The sequence below is a fragment of the Microbacterium memoriense genome (assembly GCF_025398275.1).
GTDB lineage: Bacteria > Actinomycetota > Actinomycetes > Actinomycetales > Microbacteriaceae > Microbacterium > Microbacterium memoriense.
Genome location: NZ_JAODOR010000006.1, coordinates 76,020 through 96,312, shown reverse-complemented (window position 1 = coordinate 96,312; position 20,293 = coordinate 76,020). Strand labels below are relative to the sequence as shown.

Below are 20,293 nucleotides of genomic sequence, written 5' to 3'. Positions count from 1 at the left end.
CGCGCCGTCGCTATTTTCGAACGGCGGTGCGACGCACAATCAGGATGCCCACAGCCAGCGCCAGCGTGAGGACCGCCCAAACGGCACACGCCGGGGGGAGCACCCGGTAGGCCAGGTGTTGCGGGGTCCACTCGGATGTGAATGCGCCGAAGGTGATGCTCCCCCACACCCACGCGACGACCAGGATGAGCGGAAGGGAGATCCACCACAGCGCCCGCACCGCATCGGGAAGCACGCGGCGGACGTCCGATGTCGGTCGTCGCCGCAGCCACACGCCACTGAAGACGGCGAGCAGGAGAAGGCCGCCCACGCCCGATCCGTACTGCACCCACTTGTAGCCGGCCAGCGGGCCCCACTGCTGGGCGAGCGCGGGGAATACGCTCAGCCCCCACCGACCCTCGTGCGTGAACGCATCCCACGCGATGTGCGAAAGCACTCCCAGCAGGAGCGACACAGTCACGCTGATGACCCACACGAGCGGACGCCCCCAGATCGGCCGCTCGGCGCCCGGGCGCGACGCACGCACGGCAGACCACGCGGCTGATCCGGTGGCATCCCACTCCCCCGGCAGGCGAGCGGCGATCGGCCTCGGCGTCAGTTCCCGAACGGCAGGCCGCAGCACCAGATACCACAGTGCCAAGAGAGCCATGGCGAGCATGGTCGAGAGCACCACGTTGGTGTGGGTCGCCTGGTAGCTGATGGCCGTCCCCCGCACGAACAGCGGAAGGTCCGGCGCCATTGCGCCAATCGCCATCGCGGCCGGAAGCAGCGGAGTGCGCAGGAACGGCAGCGCGACGACGGCGTGCGCGGGGGTGAACGGCATCCGTCAGCGGTCAGACGGCAGTGACGAAGAGGCCCGCGAGGGTCTTCTTGCCGCGCCGCAGCACGGACACCCCGCCCGGCAGCGAACCCGCAACGGCCGCCGCCTCATCGTCGACCTTGACACCGTCGAGGCTCACGCCGCCCTGCGCGATCGCCCGGCGCGCCTCCGAGAGCGACGCGACGAGCTGCGTGTCGACGAGCGCCTGGACGACCGCGGTTCCGGCGGGGATTTCCGCGTTCGGCAACTCCGCGAGCGCCGCGCGCAGAACCTCCGGATCGAGGGTCGTGAGCTCGCCCTGACCGAACAGCGCATCGGATGCCGCGACGACCGCGGCGGTCGCTTCCGCGCCGTGGACGAACGTCGTCACCTCGAGCGCGAGCCGCTTCTGCGCAGCACGGCGGAACGGCTCTGCGGCGACGAGGCGTTCGTACTCCTCGACGTCGGCGCGAGGGAGGAACGTGAAGATCTTCATGCGGGCAATGACGTCGGCATCGTCGGTGTTCAGCCAGAACTGATACATGCGGTACGGGCTGCACATCGCGGCATCCAGCCAGATCGCGTTGCCTTCACTCTTGCCGAACTTCGTCCCGTCGCTGTTGGTGATCAGCGGCGTCCCGATCGCGTGGACCGACGCCCCCTCGACGCGGTGGATCAGGTCCGTACCGCTGGTGAGGTTGCCCCACTGATCGGATCCTCCGGTCTGCAGCACGCAGTCGTACTGCCGGTACAGCTCGAGGAAGTCCATCCCCTGCAGAATCTGGTAGCTGAACTCGGTGTAGCTGATACCGGCGTCGGAGTTCAGGCGCGCGGCGACGGCATCCTTCTTGAGCATCGTGCCGACCCGGTAGTGTTTGCCGATCTCGCGGAGGAAGTCGATTGCGCTCAGCGGCGCGGTCCAGTCGAGGTTGTTGACCATCCGGGCCGTGTTTTCGCCCTCGAAACTGAGGAAGCGTTCGACCTGCGAGCGGAGGTAGCCGACCCACTCCGCGACGGTGTCCTTGGTGTTGAGCGTGCGCTCGGCGGAGGGGCGCGGGTCACCGATGAGTCCCGTCGACCCTCCGACGAGGCCCAACGGCTTGTGCCCGGCGAGCTGGAGCCTGCGCATCGTCAGCAATTGCACGAGGTTGCCCAGGTGCAGACTCGGCGCCGTCGGGTCGAACCCGCAGTAGTACGTGATGGGGCTTCCGCCGAGCAGTGCGCGCAGCTGCTCTTGGTCAGTCGACACGTGCACGAGGCCGCGCCAGACGATCTCGTCCCAGACATTCTCGAATGCCGGGTCGTTGGCGGGCTGCAGCGCAGTCACAGCGGTGCTCAAGGCGGATTCAGACACGCGCTCCAGGCTATCAGCGGGCTCGAGGCCCACCGTGTGGCACTCGGACGGGGTCGGGGCACCGTGTCAGACTGACGACGTGGCCGCTTCTGCCGATCTCCTCGCCACGACGCTGGTCGTGCTCCTTCTGTTCCTCGCACTGTGCGGCGCACTCGTGCTGGTCACGGTATCGCTGCGACGCCCTCGCGGCGTCCCGCTCGTGATCGCCGCCAGCCTGGTGGTGCTCTGCCTCATCGCGGTGACGGTCCTCCCCTACAACGTGCCGCTGTTGTTCGGCGCGATCCTCGCGCTCCTCGGGACCGCGCTCGCGACCGTCGGCGGTGACCCGTTCACCCGATGGGTGCTCGCCGTCGCCGATGGCGGTCGCACCGCCGAGGGGTCGCGCGGGGGGATTCTCGTCGAACTCATGTCGGAGAACTCCGCCCCCCGCCAGGAGGAGATTCTGCGCGGCGGACTCACGATCGGTTACCTCGAGCGGCTCTCGGCCGCGTTGGGGATTCTCGCCGGATTCCCGGCGGTGATCGCCGTCCTCGTCGCCGTCAAGGGTGTCGGTCGCTTCACGGAACTTGCCACCCCTGCTGCACGCGAGAGGTTCATCGTCGGCACTCTCGCGAGCCTCCTCTGGGCGTGCGCGGTCGCCGGCGTGATCCGACTCGCGATCTGGTGATCAGGTTTCGACCGCCGAGGTTCCCGCAATCCGCACCTGCGCGAAGCCCTCGACGAGAGCGCCGGCGCCGGCGGTCGCGAGAGCCTGCGACACAGCCGACTGCGTGATCCCCTCGGCGCGTGCGAGATCCCCCTGGGTGCGACCGAGCAGTCGGCCGTAGGTGAGGCGCCGGGTCCTCTCGCTCATGTCGCTCACCAGCTGGTCACGCGCGAGCAGATAGGCATTGGCGAGGTGAGTGCCGTGATCATCTGCTCCGCCTGCCGCCACGATCCAGGTCCGTGCGCCCCGGACGGCGCGCGACTGGCGCGCGTGCACCATGTCGATGGCTTCCCGAGCGGCCCACCACCCCGGCCCCTCCGCCAGGGCACCGACACGGGAAGGCACCTCACTCGTTGCGCCCACACCGATCCCGTATCGGCATTCGATCCCGTCCGGGAGCGCGAGACGCAGCAGCAGGAGTCCCGACATCGCAGCGGCCACCGTGGGATATACCCCTTGCAGTTCATCGCCGACGGTCGGTTGCAGAGGGCGCTCGGCGCACGGGAAATCCCGCTCGACCTTCAGAACGGCATCATCGATGACGCTCTGCGCGGCCGCGCGATCCGCCAGGGTGCGGGAACCGACGATATCGGCGATGACGGCGACGCTCACGCCAGCAGGTTATCACTGATAGAGGGAGAAAATAAGCCTAAGCGCGATATTCCGGATTCATCAGCGGGGCCGCAGCGGACTGCGCGCGCGTGACCAGTTCCGCCCGCTGCTCACCGACTCGGGAGGGAGCCGTCCCGCCGACGCCCGTGCGACTGGCGACCGATCCCTCGATCGTGAGGACCTCTCGCACCGCCGGTTCGAGGTGATGCGAGACCTGTGCCAGCAGAGCGTCATCCGCATCCTCCAGCCCGATGCTGCGCTCCTCGCACGCCCGCACGAGTGCACCGGAGATCTCGTGCGCATCGCGGAACGGAACACCGCGCTTGACGAGCCACTCCGCGACATCGGTCGCGAGTGAGAAGCCCTGCGGGGCGAGCTCAGCCATCCGCTCCGTATCGAAACGGAGGGTCGCGATCATTCCCGCGAAGGCAGGAAGCACAACTTCCAGCGTCTGCACCGAGTCGAAGACGGGTTCTTTGTCTTCCTGCAGGTCACGGTTGTACGCCAGCGGCAGCGCCTTGAGCGTCGCCAGGAGACCGGTGAGATTGCCGATGAGACGGCCCGCTTTACCGCGAGCGAGCTCCGCGATGTCGGGGTTCTTCTTCTGCGGCATGATGCTGGAGCCCGTGGAATAGCCGTCGTCGAGGGTCACGAAGCCGAACTCGCGCGTGTTCCAGAGGATGATCTCCTCCGCGAACCGCGACACGTCGATGCCGATCATCGCCGCGATGAAGGCGAACTCCGCGACGACATCGCGCGCCGCCGTGCCGTCGATCGAGTTTTCCGACGGCCGCGCCAAGCCGAGCTCGTCCGCGACAAGCTGCGGATCGAGGCCGAGCGTCGAACCGGCAAGGGCTCCCCCGCCGTACGGCGAGACGGATGCCCGCACACTCCAGTCGCGGAGCCGCTCCAGGTCACGCACGAGCGGCCAGGCGTGCGCCTGAAGGTGATGCGCCAGCAGGACCGGCTGCGCGTGTTGCAGATGCGTACGTCCCGGCATGATCGCGCCCGGGTGTGCTTCGGCCTGCGCGACGATCGCGTCGATCACACGCAGGACGTCGCGGGCGATCACCGCCGCGTGATCGCGCAGATACAACCGCACGAGCGTGGCGATCTGATCGTTGCGGCTACGGCCGGCCCGGAGCTTGCCACCGAGCTCGGCCCCCACTTCAGCGATCAGCGCGGCTTCAAGCGCGCCGTGCACGTCTTCGTCACCGGGCTGGGCGACCAGAGTGCCGTCCTGCACGGCTGCCGCGAGCGCATCGAGGCCGGCATGCATGCGGGACTCCTCGTCGACGGTGAGGTACCCGGCGGCGGCGAGCGCTACGGCGTGGGCGTGTGAGCCGGCGAGATCGTACGGGGCGAGGACCCAGTCGAAGTGGGTCGAACGGCTGAGCGCCGCCAGTTCGGGCGAGGGGCCAGAGGCGAAGCGTGCGCCCCAGAGGGCGCCGTCGTTCGTGCCGTGGGCGGTCGAGGAAGTCACCCGCCCAGCCTATCGGCGGTACCCGGCGACGGGACGAGGCGTCGAGAGCAGGCGTCCAGCAGTCTCTCCAGCGGCCCTCTCCCCCACAGCAGCGCCCACGCGGTGCAGAAAAGCACCGTCGCGATCACGAACGGCCAGAACGGCGAGAGCGCTCGGAAGCCCGCGAGGTCTTCAACGTCCCCGAGCAGCAGCGCCGCACCGATGACCCACACGACCAGTTGGCCGACGTACGCCGTCAGGGGCATGGCGCCGACCGCGCGCAACGGCAGGAGGACGGCCCCGATCCGTGTCCGGCAGACCAGGAGACACGCACCGATCGTCGCGACGGCCCCGCCGCCCGACCCCAGGACCTCGAGGAGACCCCCCGTGTGTTCGGCCATCGTCCATACCGGGGCGAGATACGTGTCCGGGTCTGGCGTGACCACGGCATCCGCCACCTGCGCCAGGACGACCGCCGCGGCACCCCCCAGCAGCAGCCACACCTGCGTGCGCACGGTGCGCAGGGATGACCGACCGATCGCGAGTCCCGCGACCAGGAACACGATCCAGAGCGTGAACGGGTAGTGCCATCCGAGCAGGAGCGAGAGGTCGTGACCGCTCGTCCCCTGCCAGATCGGCAGCGCGTTCCACATCGGCTGCAGCCATGGCAGTGTGACGGCGCCCACGCCCGCCCAGATCCACAGGGTCTTGGCGCCGAGGCCGAGGACAGGCAGCGCGAGCACGAACAGCAGGGCGTACGCCGGCAGGATGACGTAGACCGGCACGGTCGTGGCGATCAGCAGGATGCCGATGAGCCAAAGGAGTGCGGCGCGGACGACGATGCGCAAGCGCGCCGTCGTGCGCGCGCGGCCGGCGATCGGCGACGTCCCGCCGGTGATGAGCGCCAGCGAGACGCCCGCCAACGTCGCGAACAGGATCGAGGACCGCCCACCGGCCAGCCCGATCCACGTCGCGGGGTCACCGATCTCGGGGAGCGGTAACGCGATGAGGTGCGCTGCGAACATGCCCAGGACCGCCAGCGCGCGCGCCAGGTCGATTCCCTGCAACCGGGAGGTGCCGTCGAGATAGGCCCGCCCGCGCGCGCCGACGTTCACGCGATCGTCACTGCTGACGCAACAGCCACACCAGGAGCGCCTTCTGCGCGTGCAGACGGTTCTCGGCCTCGTCCCACACGACGCTCTGCGGGCCGTCGATGACGGCGGCATCCACTTCATACCCGCGGTCGGCGGGCAGGCAGTGGATGAAGATCGCGTCGCCGTCGGCGCGTGCCATGGTTTCGGGGGTGACCTTGAAGGGACCGAGGTCACGCAACCGCGTGGCCTTCTCTTCCTCCTTGCCCATCGACACCCAGGTGTCGGTGACGACGACGTCCGAGCCGGCGGCCGCCTCGAGCGGATCGCTCGACAGTGTGACAGAACCGCCGGTCTCCGCGGCGATCCGCTGCGCATCGGCCACGACATCGGCGCGGGGGGCATACGCCTCGGGCGACGCCACCCGCACATGCATGCCGGCGGTCACCCCGGCGAGCAGGTACGAATGCCCCATGTTCGATCGTCCGTCGCCGAAGAACGTGAGTGTGAGCCCGGCGAGCTCGCCCTTGTGCTCGCGGATCGTCAGGAGGTCGGCCAGCAACTGGCAGGGGTGGAAGTCGTCACTCAGCGCGTTGATGACGGGCACGCGGGTACCCCGTGCCATCTCTTCGAGCCCCGCCTGCGCGTACGTCCGCCAGACGATGGCCGCGACCTGTCGTTCGAGGACCCGTGCCGTGTCGGATGGTGTCTCTTTCCCGCCGAGCTGGCTGTTGGCCGTCGAGATGATCAGCGGCGATCCACCGAGATCCGCGATGCCGACCGCAAACGACACACGCGTGCGCGTGGATGACTTGTCGAAGATGACGGCGACGGTCTGCGGGCCCTCCAACGGGGTCAGCTTCCAGCGGTCCTTCTTCAGCGCCAGCGCGAGATCCAGGATCTCGGCCTGCTCGGCCGAGGTCAGGTCATCATCGCGCAACAGGTGACGGGTCATGCGGGCACCTCCGTAGGTGTCGTGGATGCGGGCTGGTCGAGGAGCAAGGCATCCTCGACCGTGCGCAGGGTCTGGGTGAACAGGGTGAGGAATTCATCGATCTCGACGTCGCCGATCGTCAGCGCCGGAGCGATCCGGATCGTCTCGTCGTTGGCCGCGTTGATGATCAGGCCATGCTGCTGCGCAGCCGCGACGACCGCGCCGGCGACGGGGCGGGACAATGCGATGCCGATGAGGAGCCCACGTCCCCGGCATCCGACCACAAGCGGAGAGTCGATCGCGGTGATCGCGGCCCGCAACTGCTCGCCGCGCAGGGCGGCGTTCTCGACGAGTCCGGCCTGCTCGATCTCGCCGAGCACCGCCGAGGCGACCGCCGTCGCCAGCGCATTGCCACCGAACGTCGAGCCGTGCGTGCCGGGCGAGAAGAGCTCGCTCGCCCCGCCGAACGTGATCAGCGCACCGATCGGGAACCCGCCACCGATGCCTTTCGCGACGGTGATCGCATCGGGCGTGATGCCGTCCCGCTGGAACGCGAACCAGTCCCCGGTGCGACCCGCGCCGGTCTGGATCTCATCCACGATGAGCAACGCGCCGTGTCGTGCCGTGAGTTCGCGGGCGGCCGCGAGGTACCCCTCAGGAAGGTCCACGACGCCAGCTTCACCCTTGATGGGTTCGACGAAGAGCGCCGCAACACGGTCATCGAGCGCCGCTTCGAGGGCGTCTACCGTCGAATCGATGAACTCGACGCCGGGCACCATCGGCAGGAACGGCGCCTGCATGTAGTCCTTGCCGGTGAGGGCGAGCGTCCCCATCGTCCGGCCGTGGAAGGCGTTCCGCATCGCAAGGATGCGCGGCCGATCCTGCCCGCCATGGAGGCGGGCGAGCTTGAACGCGGCCTCGTTGGCCTCGGCGCCGGAATTGCCGAAGTAGACCCGGCCGGACTCGCCCGTGCCGGCCAGTCGCTTCAGCTGAGCAGCGAGCGCGAGTTGGGGCGGCGTCGCGAAGAAGTTCGAGACGTGCACGAGGGTCGCCGCTTGCCGGCTGACCGCGTCGACGAAGACCGGATGCGCGTGCCCGAGCGAGGTCACGGCGATGCCGCCCAGGAAGTCGAGGTAGCGCTTATCACCACCGTCCCACAGGTGCGACCCTTCACCGCGGGTGAAGAGGGCAAAGCGGTCACCGGCGTTGCGCACGAGATCGCGTGCCGCGTCGTCCTGCCAGCTCATCGCGTCTGCTGCCGCGCTCATCCCGCCACCACCTCTGTTCCGATTCCGTGTTCTGTGAAGATCTCCACCAGCACCGAGTGGGGCTGACGACCGTCGATGATGGCGGCCGTGTCGACGCCACCGTCGACCGCATCCAGGCACGCCTGCATCTTCGGGATCATGCCCGACTCGAGCGTCGGCACCATCTCGCGCAACTGCGTCGCGGTCAGATGCGAGACGAGCGAATCACGGTTCGGCCAATCCGCGTACAGGCCGGGCACGTCGGTCAGGACGACGAGTTTGGTCGCCTGCAGCGCGATGGCGAGAGCCGCTGCGGCCGCATCCGCGTTGACGTTGAGGGATTGCCCCGGATCGTCGAGGTCGGGGGCGATCGACGACACCACCGGGATGCGACCGGCGGCCAACTGATCGAGGACCGGCTGCGGATCGACTTCCACGACATCGCCGACATACCCGAGGTCGTGGTCGGCACCGTCGACGGTCACCCCGCGGCGACGTCCGCCGAACAGGCCGGCATCCTCACCGGAGAGCCCCGTCGCGAACGGACCGAACGCGTTGATGCGCGCGACGAGCTGCGGGTTGATCTGGCCGGTCAGCACCATCCGGACGACGCTGATCGCCTCGGTGCTCGTGACCCGGTATCCGCCCTTGAACTCGCTCGGAATCGAGAGCCGATCCAGCATCTGCGAGATCTGCGGCCCCCCACCGTGCACGACGACGGGCTTGACTCCGACGAACCGCAGGTAGGCGATGTCCTGGGCGAACGCATCCTGCAACTCCTCGGAGACCATCGCGTTGCCGCCGTACTTGATGACGACGATCTGGTCGCGGAAGCGTTGCAGCCACGGGAGTGACTCGATGAGCACACCGGCTTTGACCGCTGCCTCTTCCGGAGTGGTCTGCTGAAGATCGGTCATGAGGAGTAGGCGCTGTTCTCGTGGACGTAGTCGTGGGTGAGGTCATTCGTGAGGATCGTCGCCGCATCCGCTCCCGACTTGAGGTCGATGAGGATGCGGGTCGCACGCGGCGTCAGATCGACATCCTCGCGGGGGCGATCGGGTCCGCCGGCGGTGCACACGCGCACACCGTTGAACGAGACGTCGACGTCGTACGGATCGAAGGCCGCCGCCGTCGTGCCGATCGCAGCCAGGACGCGTCCCCAGTTCGGGTCGTTTCCGAAGATGGCGGCCTTGAACAGGTTGTTCCGGGCGACCGACCGGCCGACCTCGACGGCGTCACTCTCGGAGGCCGCACCGATGACCTCGATCGCGATGTCATGGCTCGCACCTTCCGCATCTCCCTGGAGCTGCTCGGCGAGATCGAGGCACACCTCGGTCACCACGCCGGTGAACGCGGCGAGCTCGGGCCGAACGCCGGAGGCCCCACTCGCGAGGAGGGTCACCTGATCGTTGGTCGACATGCAGCCGTCCGAATCGAGCCGGTCGAAACTGACCCGCGTGGCCTGGCGCAACGCCACATCGAGCTCGGCTGCCGTCAGGTCGGCGTCGGTCGTGATCACGACGAGCATCGTCGCGAGGCCCGGGGCCAGCATGCCCGCGCCCTTGGCCATCCCCCCGACGGTCCAGCCATCCTGGGTGCGCACGGCACGCTTCGCCCGCGAATCGGTCGTCATGATCGCTTCGCTCGCCGCCTCACCCCCGTCCGGAGAGAGTTGCGCAATGCCCTGCTCGACGCCGTCGAGCACCTTCGCGCGGAAGACCTCATCCCCGGTGCCGATGAGCCCCGTCGAACAGACGATGATGTCGCCGGCGCTCACACCGAGCAACTGGGCCGCCCGCTCCGCGGTCTGGTGCGTCGTCTGGAATCCGAAACTCCCCGTGAAGCAGTTGGCCCCGCCGGAATTGAGGACGACAGCTGCGGCGACGCCGTCGGCGATCACCTGCTGCGACCACATGATCGGGTTCGCTTTGGCGCGATTGCTCGTGAAGACGGCCGCAGCGGCGGAGCGCGGCCCTCGGTTGACGACGACGGCGACGTCGCGCTTGCCGGTCGATTTGAGACCGACGGCGACGCCGGACGCTTCGAAACCCCGTGCTGCGGTGACGCTCACGGTGCCACTCCGTTCACGCTCAGGCCCCGGTCCTCGGGGAGGCCGAGGGCGATGTTCATCGACTGGATGGCGGCACCGGCGGTGCCCTTGACGAGGTTGTCGACCGCGGTCACGACGACGACCCGGTTCGCGGATCGATCGATCGCGAGCCCCATGAGCGCCGTGTTGGCACCGAGGACGTCGGCCGTCCGGGGGAAGTGCCCGGCGGGCAAGAGGTGCACGAAGGTCTCGTCGCGGTACGCGTCTTCCCATGCGGCGCGGATCTCGGCATCCGTGACATCGCCGAGGAGGGGCGCCGTCGAGGTCGCAAGGATGCCGCGACTCATCGGGACGAGCACCGGGGTGAACGAGATCCGGATGTCGTCGCCGCCCGCGGCGGACAGCGCCTGCCGGATCTCGGGGATGTGCCGGTGCGTTCCGCCCACGGCGTAGGGGTTCGCGGAGCCGAGGATCTCACTCGCCAGCAGATTCGTCTTGAGGCTCTTGCCTGCCCCCGAGGGCCCGACGGCGAGCACCGACACGATGTCACTCGGATCGATGACTCCGGCCGCGACGCCCGGCGCAAGCGAAAGGGCGACCGTCGATGCGTTGCAGCCCGGCGCCGCGATCCGCGTCGCGCCGGCGAGGTGCACGCGCTGTTTCGCGCCCTGGACCAGGAGTTCGGGGACGCCGTACGTCCACGGCTCGTGGAAATCTCCGCCGTAGAACGCGTCCCACGCATCCACCGACGTGAGGCGATGATCCGCACCCGCGTCGATGACGAGCGGCACATCGCCGAGCGCATCCGTGTACTGACCGGATTGCCCGTGTGGCAGCGCGAGGAACACGATGTCGTGACCGGCGAGGATTTCCGGAGTCGTCGCCTGGAGCGTGAGATGCGCGAGCGACCGCAGGTGCGGCTGTTGCTCGATCAGCGGCTGACCCGCGTTGGAATGCGCGGTGACAGTGCGGATCTCGATGTCTGGGTGCGCGGCGAGGAGCCGCAGGATCTCTCCGCCTGCGTAGCCGGAAGCGCCGGAAACGGCGACCGAATAGGTCATTGTCCAACCTTATTGTCTGGTGACGTGTCGTCTGGATAGGGCCCGAAGCGGCGAACCGGCGGCTCGACCCGAAAAACGGCGGGGAGCACGCAGGGTCGCCTAGAGTCGGCGGCCGGCCAGACGTCGACGCGCGCGCAGCGCCGTCGAGAAGACGGAAGCTGCGGCGGAGGACATTCCGCGAGGTTAGCGCCGCGACCTCGGGCTCCGCAAATCGGGTGACCGGGCTCAGCTGGTCGGAAGCGCCTTGATCTTCCTCAGCAGATCAGGGCCGGTGCGATCGAGTGTCCGGCCGCCGATCACAACGCCGGCGGCAGCCATCCCTCCTCCGACGAGGACTCCGGAGGCCAGCGCCACCCACCCGAGGACCGGTTGACCCACTGCGGCAGACAGGATCGCGAGCACGATCGATGGAGCTGCCAGCAGCATGCAGGCGCCCCAGACGAGGAACACCAGGAGACCGCCGACGAAAGTCTGGCCCGGGACGCTCTTGAACGGGCTGTCGCCCGGCGCCGGTACCGGTGCGATCACGAGCGCGGACGAGACCGCCGTCACACCGTAGCCGGTCAGCAGAATCCCGAGCGCCGCGCCCACGACGGCCGGCAGATGCTCGAGCGCCCCGGCGAGCGTCGTCGTGACGACGGCCGTGACGAGCGTCAGCGGGATCCCGATCGATGCCGACCCCAGCGCGCGCCCCAGCCGGTCCGCTGCGCCGGGGATGCCGGTGGCCAATACCGATGCGTACGCCGTGCCGTCGTACGAGATGTCGGCGTACCCGGCGATCGCGATGACGAAGGCGACGATGACCGCCGATGAGACGAACATCGCGCCGTCGAGTCCCGAGGTGAAGGCGAACAGGACGGGAAAGAGCGGCACGACCAGCAGCTGCCGCAAGTAACGGGGATCACGAGTCCACGCCGTCAACGAGCGCGCCCACGTCGCGCCGATGCCGCCGGTCGGCATCCACCCGAACAGACCCAGCGCGCCGGGCTTGGCGGCCCGAGTCGCGGGGCGTCCGGGGGCCGACGTGGAACGTTCGAGCGCACGCGCCCACAGCAGCCACACCACGACCAGGGTCGCGAGCGCGATGACCGCCTTCGCGGCCGCGGTGAGCACGTCACCCGTCGCGATATCGGCCGGAACCGCCCACGCCGCGCCGAGCGGCGTCCAGCTGAGCACGGCGGCGGCCTGCGCGAACCGGCTCCCCAGATCGTTCGTGCCGCTGATGAGCGCGAGCACGCCCGTCAAGATCGGACCCGTCATGATGAGGACCGCGAGGACCACCGTGCCGATGAGTTCTCGGCCGCGCCGGCTGCCACCGAGGCCTGCGCTGAGAGCCACCATCAGCCGCGTCGCGACGACGCACGTGACGACCCCGACGAGGGCAGCCGGAACGGCCACGAGTGCGGCAGCAGGCCAGGCGATCCAGACGATCACGGTCGCCAGCGACGCGAGAGTCGTGACGATCCCGGGCACTCCGGTGAGCCCCGTCGCGGCGAGCGCGCGCATCACCTGCGCGGTGGTCAAGGGAAACGGCGCGAGGCGCTCCGCGTCGATCGTCGACTCGGTGCCGGCGATCAGAAGCGGCCCGAGCAACCAGCCCAACAGCAGAGCGGATCCACCGACGACCACAACGACGCGCGACAGGTCGACAGAGTCAGCGACGGCGACGCCGACGAATGTCGCGACGGCGAGGGCAAGGAGCGACAGCGCGCCGACGATGCCGAAGCAGAACCCGACGAGCTGCCACGGCCTGCTCGCGAGGGTGTTCCCGAGGATCCGATACCGAAGTCTCAGGACTGTCGCAACCACTGCGGCCCCTCGCTCGTGTGGCGCCCACCGACGAGAGCGACGAATCGGTCTTGCAGGCTCTGCTCGCCGCGCACCTCGTCGACGGTTCCGGCCGCCAAGACGCGCCCCGCTGCGATCACCGCGACGTGGTCGCACATGCGCTGGACGAGGTCCATCGAGTGGCTCGACACGATGACACTGCCGCCCGATGCGGTGTAGCCACGCAAGACGTCTTCGATGTTCGCGGCCGAGACCGGATCGACCGACTCAAACGGCTCATCCAGCACGAGCAGCCGCGGCGCATGCACGAGGGCACACGCCAGCGCGACCTTTTTCGTCATGCCGGCGGAGTAGTCGGCGACGATCGTACCGGCCGCCTCGCGGAGATCCATCATGTCGATGAGGTCGGCCACGCGGCCGGCGATCTGCTCTCGCGGCAGCGAGAACAGCATCGCGGTGTAGGTGATGAGCTGCTCACCGGTGAGACGGTCGAACAGGCGCACACCGTCGGCGAGGTTGCCGATGATCGACTTGGCCCGCACCGGATCAGCCCACACATCCACGCCGTGCACCCACGCCGCGCCGGCATCCGGACGCAGGAGCCCCGTCGCCATCGACAACGTTGTCGTCTTTCCGGCCCCGTTCGGACCGACGAGACCGAAGAAGGAGCCGGCCGGCACATCCAGGTCGATTCCGGCGACGGCCGCCTTCTCGCCGAACCGTTTGACGAGGCCGCGAAGCTGCAGAGCCGGCGGAGACGGGGCGGTCGAGGAGAGATCAGTCACACACTCGACACTATCCGACGGGCAGGTCCGGGGTTCCTGGCACAGTGGAAGGATGCTGCAGACCCTTGCCGTCGCCGGCTACCGATCGCTCCGCGATCTCATCGTGCCGCTGGCGCCCTTGACCGTCGTGACCGGACCGAACGGCTCCGGAAAATCCAACCTGTATCGCGCGCTGCGCCTGCTCGCTTCCGCGGCGCGTGGCGAGCTCGTCGGCGCGGTCGCGCGCGAGGGCGGGCTCCCGTCGCTGCTGTGGGCGGGGGCGGAGTCGGGCGGCACGCAGGGAACCGTGCGGAAGGGACCCGTTGCGGTGCGCCTCGGCTTCGCGTCGGACGAGCTCGGCTATCTGGTCGACCTCGGCATCCCGCAGGCGGAGCGAGGCGATCCGTTCGCCCGTGACCCCGAGATCAAGCGCGAGCAGGTGTTCGCCGGCACGGTGGCGAAACCGTCGACGCTGCTGATCGACCGGACCCGACAGAACACGCGGGTGCGTGAGGGCGCATGGACGAATCTCGACCAGAAGCTCGCCCCGTACGAAAGCATCGTCACCGACCTCGCCGACGGCGACACCGCCCCGGAACTGTTGGGGCTGCGCCGGATGATGAGCGGGTGGCGGTTCTACGACCATTTTCGCGTGGATGCCGATGCTCCCGCCCGCCGGCCTCAGGTCGGCACGCGGTCACACACCCTCGCCCACGACGGATCGAACCTCGCGGCCGTCTGGGCGACCGTCGTCCAGGCCGGTTTCGGCGCCGATCTCGACCGCGCAGTGGACGAGGCATTTCCGGGAAGCCGCGTGCGCGTCGAGAGTTCCGACGGGCTGTTCCGGCTGACGTTGCAGCAGCCGGGTCTTCTGCGCCCGCTCGAGACGGCGGAGCTGTCCGACGGCACGCTGCGCTACCTGTTGCTCTGCGCCGCCCTGCTTCCGGCGCGCCCTGCGCCACTCATCGTGCTGAACGAGCCGGAGTCGAGCTTGCACATCGCACTTCTTCCCGCGCTCGCACGGCTCGTGGTTCGCGCGGCGGAACGCACACAGGTCATCGTCGTCTCGCACGCGCCGGCGCTCGTCGACGGCGTCGGCGAGCGCGCTCGCATCGAACTGACGTCAGGGCCTGCCGGTACCGACGTCGCCGGCCAGGGGTTCATGGACGTCCCCGCGTGGAACTGGGCATCCCGCTAGAACCGTGGGCACTCGCGACTACTCGCGAATCGCAGCCCCGAATCGCTCGGCGGCCACGGCGACGCCGGCGAGCTTCGCTTCCGACGCCTCGGCGGCCGTCAGCGTGCGGTCGTCGGCACGGAACCGTAGCGCGAACGTCAGGCTCTTCGTCCCCTCGGCCAGGCCCGCACCGCGATAGTCGTCCACCAGGCGCACAGACTCGAGCAACGACCCGGCGCCGTCGGCGAGCGCAGCCCGCACACCGGCCGCCGGGAGTGCGGCATCCACGACGAGGGACACATCCTGCGTCGCCGCAGGGTATCCGGACAGCGCCGCAGCGACGACCTTCTCACCCGCGAGGTCGAGCACGAGATCGAGGTCGAGCTCGGCGACGATCACCCGCCCGGGCAGATCGGCGGCCGCCGAAACGGCCGGCAGGAGTTCGCCCACGTAGCCGACCTCGGTGTCGTCCACCAGAAGCACACCGGTGCGACCGGGATGGAGCGCCGCGCGGGCCGCTTGCGCGACAGTGATCTCGACCCCGGCCGCGACGGCGATCGTGCGGACGGCGTCCAGCGCATCGGCCACGTCGAAGGGTTCTGCCGGCTGACCCGGCTGCTTGGCGACCCGGAGGCCGGTCAGCAGGATGGCGACATGGCGCGGCTGCGGCGGGATCGCGGCATCGAGGGCGGCGAGGGTCGCGGCATCCGGTCGCACGGCTGCCGGCGGCACGGTCTCGGTGCCGTATGTGACACCCACCTCGGGGAGGAAGACGGCGCCGGTTTCGAACAACGCCAGGTCCGTCAGTCCGCGCGACTCGTTGCGGTGCGCGACCTGGAGGAGGCCGGGGACGAGCGAGCGCCGAAGGAACGGCGCCTGGCCGTCGAGCGGATTCGCGAGTCCCATCGACGGCAGGTGCTCTCCCGACGGTGACCCGTGCAGGTCATTCTGTGCCTCGGTGGTGAATCCGAACGAGGGCGTCTCGACGAAACCGGAAGCGGCCAGTGCGTTCGCGACGCGACGCCGGCCGGCCTGCGCGGACGTGAAGCCGCGGCCCGAGGGCGGAATCGGCAGCACGGACGGGATGCGGTCGTACCCCGTGATGCGGGCGACCTCCTCGGCGAGCGTCCACTTGTCGGTGAGGTCCGGACGCCACGACGGCGGGATCACGGTGAGGGTCTCGCCGTCCTCGGTCACCTCTGCGCCGATGGTCTCGAGCGCGCCGATGACCTCGGCATCCGTGTAGTCGACACCGATGAGACCCGCGGGGAAGCCCCGCGGCAGGTCGATCGCCTCGAGGAAGACCTCGGCGAACAACGCGCCGCCCTCCTCGCCGAGCGTGCCGCCGGCGTGGGCCACCATCAGGTCCGCGACGCGCCGGGCGGCCACGAAGGGAATGAGGGGATCGACGCCGCGCTCGAAGCGCTTGGATGCCTCGGACGGCAGCTTGTGTCGACGGGCGCTGCGCGCGATGGTCACGGTGTCGAAGATCGCCGCTTCGATCAGGACGTCGCGGGTCGCGTCGGTCATCTCGGTCGTCGCGCCGCCCATGACTCCGGCGAGCCCGATCGGACCGGAGTCGTCGGTGATCAGGAGATCCTCGGCCGAGAGCGCGCGGTCTTTGCCGTCGAGCGTCGTGAGGTGCTCCCCCGCTCGCGCGCGCCGGACGGTGATGCCGCCCGTCAGTCGATCAAGGTCGTAGCCGTGGATCGGATTGCCGAGCTCCAGCATGACGTAGTTCGTGATGTCGATGAGCACGCCGAGCGAGCGGATGCCGGCGAGCTGGAGCCGCGCGATCATCCACGCCGGCGTCGGCTGGGTCGGATCGACGCCACGGACGACGCGGACGACGAACTCGCTCGCGCCCACGCGGCCGCGGATCGGCGCATCGTCGACCACGGCGACGTCGAACCCGCTCGTCGGCTGCGCGAGATCCTCGAAATCCCGGTCTCCGGGATCGCGGAAGGCCGCACCCGTCGCGTGCGCGTACTCGCGGGCGACGCCGCGCAACGACAGCGCGTATCCGCGGTCGGGGGTGACGTTGATCTCGACCGCGACATCATCGAGGCCGAGCAGCGCGATCGCGTCGGTACCGATCTCGGGGTCGAGGCCGAGTTCGACGAGCCGCAGGATGCCGTCGTGCTCGTCGCCGAGGCCCAGTTCGCGAGCCGACGCGATCATGCCGTCCGAGACATGACCGTAGGTCTTGCGAGCGGCGATCGGAAAGGGGCCGGGCAGCACGGCTCCGGGCAGGGTCACGACGACCTTGTCACCGGCGAAGAAGTTGCCGGCACCGCAGACGATGCCGCGGACTCCCCCGTGGGAAGCACCGACATCGACCTGGCACCACCGGATGGTCTTGCCGTTGGACTGCGGTTCAGGGTCGAAGGAGACGACCTGCCCGACGACGATCGGGCCGGTCAGCCCGAATCCGTGGACGTCCTCCTCCTCGAATCCGACCGACACGAGCGAGGCCAGCACGTCCTCGGGTGTCGTGCCGGCGGGGACATCGACGTACTCACGAAGCCAAGACAACGGGACGCGCATCAGACCACCATTCCGAACTGCTCGCTGAAACGCACATCGCCCTCGGCCATGTCGCGCATGTCTTTCACGTCCGAGCGGAACATCAGCGTCCGCTCGATTCCCATGCCGAACGCGAAGCCGGAATACTCCTCCGGGTCGATCCCCGCGGCGCGGAGCACGTTCGGGTTCACCATCCCGCAGCCGCCCCACTCGATCCACCGGGCGCCGCCGGTGAAGGTCGGGTGCCAGAGGTCGAGTTCGGCGGACGGCTCGGTGAACGGGAAATAGTTCGCACGCAGTCGGGTCTTCGCCTCGGCGCCGAACAGCGCGCGGGCGACATGGTCGAGCGTGCCGCGCAGGTGCGCCATCGTGATGCCCTTGTCGATCACGAGGCCCTCGAACTGGCTGAAGACCGGGAGGTGGGTCGCGTCGAATTCGTCGGTGCGGTACACGCGGCCGGGCGAGACGATGTAGATCGGCAGATCACGCGTCAGCATCGAGCGCATCTGCACCGGGCTCGTCTGGGTGCGCAACAGCAGATGCGCGGCAACCGGATCGACGTAGAACGTGTCCTGCATCTGCCGCGCCGGGTGGTCGGCGTCGAGGTTCAGCGCGTCGAAGTTGTACCACTCGTGTTCGAGCTCGGGGCCTTCCGCGATCTCCCAGCCCATGCCGACGAAGATGTCGCCGACCTGGTCCTGCAACAGTGTGAGCGGATGCCGTGCGCCCACACGCGCGCGCTGCGGAAGAGCGGTGATGTCGATCCGTTCGGCTTCGAGCTTCGCCGCCGTCTCCGCCTCGGCCAACTCGGCCTCTCGGGCGGCGAGCGCTTGCGCCACGCGCCCACGGCCTGCTCCGACGAGCTTGCCGAAAGCGGCCTTCTGGTCGTTCGGCACATCGCGCATCCGCGCGTTGAGCCTGGCGAGCGCAGAGCTCTCTCCGACATGCGCCGAACGAGCGGCTTTCAGCTCGGTCGTGGACGATGCGGCAGCGATGGCCGCGAGCGCCGCGGTGACGGCTGCCTCGACGGCGTCGGCGGTGATCTCAGGTGCGTCAGACACAAGAGACGAGTCTACCGGCGCGCGCAGCCCGCTCCGGGCTCGAGTGGATCAGCCGCGGCGACGCCGGCCTTGCGCCCGCTGAGCCGCGATGAGCTCCGTGTTGGTCGTGCCCTCGTGCGTGAGCGGTGCGAGATTGTCGGCGGCAGCGACAGCGCGCGGCGAGCGACGGAGACGGATCTCCACCCACTTCGCGATCCCGGACAGGATGAGGCAGAGGCCGATGTAGATGGCTGCCGCCACGAGCGCCGCCTGCAGGATCGGCCGGTTGTACGTGCCCTGGCTGCCGATCAGCTTCGCGAACGAGAGCAACTCGGGATACGTGATGATGAACCCGAGAGCGGTGTCCTTCAACGTGACGACGAGCTGCGCGATGATCACCGGGAGCATGGCGCGGATCGCCTGGGGCAGCAGGATCAGCTGCATCACGCCGCTCTTGCGCAGACCGAGGGCATAGCCCGCTTCGCGTTGCCCGCTGGGCAGCGCTTCGACGCCGGCGCGGATGACCTCGGAGAGGACCGAGCCGTTGTAGAGCATGAGCGGGATCACGACGGCCCAGTAGACCTCGACGTCCACGCCGAGCACCGGGAGCCCGTAGTACATCAGAAGCATCATGATGAGGACCGGGACGGCACGAAGAACCTCGACGATCGCCGTGATCGGCACTCGCACCCACGCGTGATCGGACATCCGCCCGATCGCGAGCACGAATCCCAACAGCAGGGCGAGCACGGCCGCAGCTCCGAACGCCGCGAGGGTACGACCCGTCGCCTCGGCGATCTGCACCCAGACGGTGGAGAACGTGAAGACGTACCACTTCTCTGCCGAGAACTGACCGGTCTCCGCGAAGCGGTAGATGATGAAACCGAGCAACGCCAAGATGACGACAACGGTCACGACACCGATCAGCCGGTTCCGGAGGACCGCCCGCGGTCCGGGGACGTCGTACAGCACGGAAGTCATCGCGCCACCCTCCATCGGTTCTCGAGAGATCGTTGCACCCACGAGAGCAGCAGCACGAGCGCGACGAAGATGGCCGCGACCCAGAGGAGCACTTCGAGCGCGTTCTCGCCCTGCTCGCTCATGACCGCGCGGATACGACCGAGCTCGGCGACGGAGAATCCGGCGGCGACCGTCGTGTTCTTCAGGAGCGCGATGAAGACGCTCATCATCGGCGGGACGACGGAGCGGAAGGCCTGCGGAAGGACGACGAGCGTCATCACCTGCCCGAACGGCAGCCCGATCGCGCGGGCGGCCTCGGCCTGGCCCACGGGGACCGTGCCGATACCGGACCGAAGGACTTCGGCCACGTACGTGGCCGTATAGATGCCGAGCGCAACGACGCCGAGGAGCGTGAAGTCGAGCTTCGGAAGCCCGAGTTGCGGGTAGCCGAACGCGAAGAAGAAGAAGACGAGTGTGAGAGGCGTGTTGCGGATGGTGTTGACATACAGCGTTCCGACCGCACGAGCGATGGGAACCGGCGACACACGCGCAGCGCCCACGATCGTGCCGAGGACGAGGGCGATCACCGCACCGCCGAAGAACAGGATCAGCGTGTTGCGGATCGCCTCACCCCAGATGGGGAGGTGATCGAAGATGACGCCCATGCGCCTGCCCTTCTCAGATGAAGCGGAGAGTGTCGGTGACAGGAACGACTGACGCTC

The 20,293-nt window shown here is 68.8% G+C and carries 18 protein-coding genes; 2 read left to right on the top strand and 16 right to left on the bottom strand.

The window, feature by feature from the left end:
* Positions 1-10 precede the first annotated feature (10 nt).
* Entirely contained in the window at positions 11-823 is an 813-nt protein-coding gene (locus N4R40_RS06005; protein ID WP_261606465.1) for a DUF4184 family protein, read from the bottom strand.
* A gap of 10 nt (positions 824-833) precedes the next feature.
* A complete protein-coding gene (gene tyrS / locus N4R40_RS06000) occupies positions 834-2,153 on the bottom strand; it encodes a tyrosine--tRNA ligase (protein ID WP_261606464.1) in 1,320 nt (439 codons plus the stop codon).
* A 79-nt stretch (positions 2,154-2,232) separates the two neighbouring features.
* On the opposite strand from tyrS, the gene N4R40_RS05995 reads away from it, so the two are divergent.
* Positions 2,233-2,820, top strand: a complete 588-nt coding sequence (locus N4R40_RS05995; RefSeq protein ID WP_261606463.1) for a hypothetical protein — start codon at positions 2,233-2,235, stop codon at positions 2,818-2,820.
* Here the strand turns inward: N4R40_RS05995 and N4R40_RS05990 are convergent, their stop codons facing one another.
* The 10 genes from N4R40_RS05990 to N4R40_RS05945 all read right to left on the bottom strand — a co-directional run bounded on the left by N4R40_RS05990 (position 2,821) and on the right by N4R40_RS05945 (position 13,889).
* The gene (locus N4R40_RS05990) at positions 2,821-3,471 is read right to left on the bottom strand and encodes a SatD family protein (RefSeq protein WP_261606462.1); all 651 of its coding nucleotides are present in this window, start codon (positions 3,469-3,471) and stop codon (positions 2,821-2,823) included.
* Positions 3,472-3,508: 37 nt separating this feature from the next.
* Positions 3,509-4,954, bottom strand: coding sequence for an argininosuccinate lyase (gene argH / locus N4R40_RS05985; RefSeq protein ID WP_261606461.1), 1,446 nt, complete (start codon positions 4,952-4,954; stop codon positions 3,509-3,511).
* Complete coding sequence (locus N4R40_RS05980; protein ID WP_261606460.1) at positions 4,951-6,048, bottom strand: DUF418 domain-containing protein; 1,098 nt, start codon at positions 6,046-6,048, stop codon at positions 4,951-4,953. Before N4R40_RS05980 ends, argH begins: the two co-directional genes overlap by 4 nt.
* Before the next feature lie 7 nt (positions 6,049-6,055).
* Positions 6,056-6,979, bottom strand: a complete 924-nt coding sequence (gene argF, locus N4R40_RS05975) for an ornithine carbamoyltransferase (protein ID WP_261606459.1) — start codon at positions 6,977-6,979, stop codon at positions 6,056-6,058.
* Entirely contained in the window at positions 6,976-8,226 is a 1,251-nt protein-coding gene (locus tag N4R40_RS05970; protein ID WP_261606458.1) for an acetylornithine transaminase, read from the bottom strand. Before N4R40_RS05970 ends, argF begins: the two co-directional genes overlap by 4 nt.
* Positions 8,223-9,122 carry an acetylglutamate kinase gene (gene argB, locus N4R40_RS05965; protein ID WP_261606457.1) on the bottom strand — a complete coding sequence of 300 codons (900 nt, stop codon included), beginning with the start codon at positions 9,120-9,122 and terminating at the stop codon, positions 8,223-8,225. Before argB ends, N4R40_RS05970 begins: the two co-directional genes overlap by 4 nt.
* Positions 9,119-10,276: a bifunctional glutamate N-acetyltransferase/amino-acid acetyltransferase ArgJ gene (gene argJ / locus N4R40_RS05960; protein ID WP_261606456.1), complete on the bottom strand. Its 1,158-nt coding sequence runs from the start codon at positions 10,274-10,276 to the stop codon at positions 9,119-9,121. The genes argB and argJ overlap by 4 nt, the downstream gene beginning before the upstream one ends.
* Positions 10,273-11,316, bottom strand: a complete 1,044-nt coding sequence (gene argC / locus N4R40_RS05955) for an N-acetyl-gamma-glutamyl-phosphate reductase (protein ID WP_261606455.1) — start codon at positions 11,314-11,316, stop codon at positions 10,273-10,275. Before argC ends, argJ begins: the two co-directional genes overlap by 4 nt.
* 225 nt (positions 11,317-11,541) lie before the next feature.
* Positions 11,542-13,125: a hypothetical protein gene (locus N4R40_RS05950; protein ID WP_261606454.1), complete on the bottom strand. Its 1,584-nt coding sequence runs from the start codon at positions 13,123-13,125 to the stop codon at positions 11,542-11,544.
* Complete coding sequence (locus N4R40_RS05945) at positions 13,107-13,889, bottom strand: ABC transporter ATP-binding protein (RefSeq protein WP_261606453.1); 783 nt, start codon at positions 13,887-13,889, stop codon at positions 13,107-13,109. Before N4R40_RS05945 ends, N4R40_RS05950 begins: the two co-directional genes overlap by 19 nt.
* Before the next feature lie 52 nt (positions 13,890-13,941).
* Here N4R40_RS05945 and N4R40_RS05940 point away from each other — a divergent pair, with 52 nt between their 5' ends.
* Positions 13,942-15,066: an AAA family ATPase gene (locus N4R40_RS05940; protein WP_261606452.1), complete on the top strand. Its 1,125-nt coding sequence runs from the start codon at positions 13,942-13,944 to the stop codon at positions 15,064-15,066.
* 18 nt (positions 15,067-15,084) lie between these two features.
* Here the strand turns inward: N4R40_RS05940 and pheT are convergent, their stop codons facing one another.
* Genes pheT through N4R40_RS05920 form a run of 4 tightly spaced genes read right to left on the bottom strand, consistent with a single transcriptional unit; the run spans position 15,085 to position 20,236 of the window.
* Entirely contained in the window at positions 15,085-17,592 is a 2,508-nt protein-coding gene (pheT, locus tag N4R40_RS05935; RefSeq protein WP_261606451.1) for a phenylalanine--tRNA ligase subunit beta, read from the bottom strand.
* Complete coding sequence (gene pheS / locus N4R40_RS05930) at positions 17,592-18,632, bottom strand: phenylalanine--tRNA ligase subunit alpha (protein ID WP_261606450.1); 1,041 nt, start codon at positions 18,630-18,632, stop codon at positions 17,592-17,594. The genes pheT and pheS overlap by 1 nt, the downstream gene beginning before the upstream one ends.
* Before the next feature lie 48 nt (positions 18,633-18,680).
* Positions 18,681-19,592: an amino acid ABC transporter permease gene (locus N4R40_RS05925; RefSeq protein WP_261606449.1), complete on the bottom strand. Its 912-nt coding sequence runs from the start codon at positions 19,590-19,592 to the stop codon at positions 18,681-18,683.
* Complete coding sequence (locus N4R40_RS05920; RefSeq protein ID WP_261606448.1) at positions 19,589-20,236, bottom strand: amino acid ABC transporter permease; 648 nt, start codon at positions 20,234-20,236, stop codon at positions 19,589-19,591. Before N4R40_RS05920 ends, N4R40_RS05925 begins: the two co-directional genes overlap by 4 nt.
* Between the last annotated feature and the right edge of the window lie 57 nt (positions 20,237-20,293).

Excerpts from the sequence above, each read along its gene's own strand:
- N4R40_RS05920 (WP_261606448.1), bottom strand. The coding sequence starts at position 20,236 with ATGGGCGTCATCTTCGATCACCTCCCCATCTGGGGTGAGGCGATCCGC.
- N4R40_RS05925 (WP_261606449.1), bottom strand. The coding sequence starts at position 19,592 with ATGACTTCCGTGCTGTACGACGTCCCCGGACCGCGGGCGGTCCTCCGG.
- N4R40_RS06005 (WP_261606465.1), bottom strand. The coding sequence starts at position 823 with ATGCCGTTCACCCCCGCGCACGCCGTCGTCGCGCTGCCGTTCCTGCGC.
- pheT (WP_261606451.1), bottom strand. The coding sequence starts at position 17,592 with ATGCGCGTCCCGTTGTCTTGGCTTCGTGAGTACGTCGATGTCCCCGCC.
- argF (WP_261606459.1), bottom strand. The coding sequence starts at position 6,979 with ATGACCCGTCACCTGTTGCGCGATGATGACCTGACCTCGGCCGAGCAG.
- N4R40_RS05970 (WP_261606458.1), bottom strand. The coding sequence starts at position 8,226 with ATGAGCGCGGCAGCAGACGCGATGAGCTGGCAGGACGACGCGGCACGC.
- argC (WP_261606455.1), bottom strand. The coding sequence starts at position 11,316 with ATGACCTATTCGGTCGCCGTTTCCGGCGCTTCCGGCTACGCAGGCGGA.
- N4R40_RS05940 (WP_261606452.1), top strand. The coding sequence starts at position 13,942 with ATGCTGCAGACCCTTGCCGTCGCCGGCTACCGATCGCTCCGCGATCTC.
- argB (WP_261606457.1), bottom strand. The coding sequence starts at position 9,122 with ATGACCGATCTTCAGCAGACCACTCCGGAAGAGGCAGCGGTCAAAGCC.